This window comes from Acidithiobacillus sp. TH-A36 (assembly GCF_057473445.1).
The window spans coordinates 1-1,426 of record NZ_JBYCKP010000065.1 but is presented as its reverse complement, the minus strand read 5'-3'; the positions used below and the strand labels follow the sequence as shown (position 1 = coordinate 1,426).

Below are 1,426 nucleotides of genomic sequence, written 5' to 3'. Positions count from 1 at the left end.
GTTCCTGGTAGTTCATCAGCGTGCCATCCGCTGCGATGGAAACACTGTTATTGAGCGCAAAAATCGATGAATGCGAACCCATGGACGGTGCCGGATGCTTATTGAGTCCCCAAACGCCGGCGTCGGCTACGGCGACCCCAGATAACGAAATGGCCAAGAATGCTGCTGTTGCTATGGGTAAACTTAAGCTGTTTTTCTTGATCGACATCTTCAAATCCTCGTGTTTGTCGTAGATGAGATTTCAGATTACCACACGATTTTTGCGCGCTATTTTTTGAAAAGCGGCTTTTTTCGCGTTTAATTAGAAAATCGATGCGAAGATGAAATGCTTGGTATAAAAACGATCGTTTTTAACTTTTGTTCATAATAAATAGTTGGCCCTCGATTCTCTGTCTTGTTAGGATTCAGGTTCTCACTCTGACAGAACACTGAAGGAAAACCCATGTTAAAAACCGATCAAAAATCCGTCTTCGGAATACTTATTTTGTCTTTAGGGCTAGCTTCCGCATCACCCGCTTTCGCAGGTGGTGTAACCCCACACCCAGAGTGGCATTTCCCGCCCCACGGGGGACCCGTCCTGCAAGGTCCCATGCGGATGCACAGCCCCTGGATATCCAACCGTCCGGTCCCCTTGCTAATGCCGATTGTCCTGTCCCATGCGGTGACACTGGATTTAACGCCAAAGCAAGATAACGCACTGAAAACCTGGATGGGAAAACAGCATCAGGCTTTTCCGGCTTGGATCCATTCCATGCGGCATAACAACCAGGCCCTAAGAAAGGCTTTGTTGCAGGGCGAATCTGGTGCCACTATTGCCCCGCTCAAGCAGGCCGTCATCCAGGATGGGAAGAAAAGACTGGATCAAGGCATAGCCCAAGTGCATTTTCTCCACAAAGTATTGACGCCCGTGCAATGGCAAAAGGTGGTGAAAATAGCCGAAGCGGCGACACCATGGAAAGTGGGCTGGCAACGCTAAAGCATCCCGTATCATCCCGTCCACGCCTGGACGGGATTAATTCAATTGATGGGGCAAACCCCCGTATCCGCCATCTCCCGCAATGCGTTTCGCGTGCGCCGTAAATCTTTACGCGCTGCCAGTAATCGCGATTTCACGAAAGCGGTAGCAACATGCCCTTGCCCGGCTTTATCCGCTAATCGCGCCAAATTTAACCAGTAGATTTTCATGGAACGGGCCACGCTTTGGCAGGCATAAGGTTCTGCTCCATCCCGTTCTGCATCATCAGCATATATCCGGACGGTATTCGCCAGCGCAGACCAGCAGGCCGCGCTTTGGGCGGCGTGCATCCCCATGCAATGCGCAGCGGTTTCTTGACCGGCATATCGCTCTCTCGACCATTTTTGCCACCACGAAAAACCGGTCTCACTGACCCGTTCCATGCTTTGGGGTGTTACAAAATTGCCGGAC

3 protein-coding genes are annotated in these 1,426 nt (G+C 50.9%); 1 reads left to right on the top strand and 2 read right to left on the bottom strand.

The window, feature by feature from the left end; genetic code table 11:
- On the bottom strand, positions 1–208 hold a 208-nt coding region (locus AC2VLY_RS01620), incomplete at its 3' end, for a hypothetical protein (RefSeq protein WP_486921669.1).
- 234 nt (positions 209–442) lie between these two features.
- Here AC2VLY_RS01620 and AC2VLY_RS01615 point away from each other — a divergent pair.
- Positions 443–976: a hypothetical protein gene (locus AC2VLY_RS01615; protein ID WP_142086149.1), complete on the top strand. Its 534-nt coding sequence runs from the start codon at positions 443–445 to the stop codon at positions 974–976.
- 41 nt (positions 977–1,017) lie between these two features.
- Here AC2VLY_RS01615 and AC2VLY_RS01610 read toward each other — a convergent pair.
- A partial coding sequence (locus tag AC2VLY_RS01610) for a hypothetical protein (RefSeq protein ID WP_486892493.1) occupies positions 1,018–1,426 on the bottom strand: 409 nt, incomplete at its 5' end.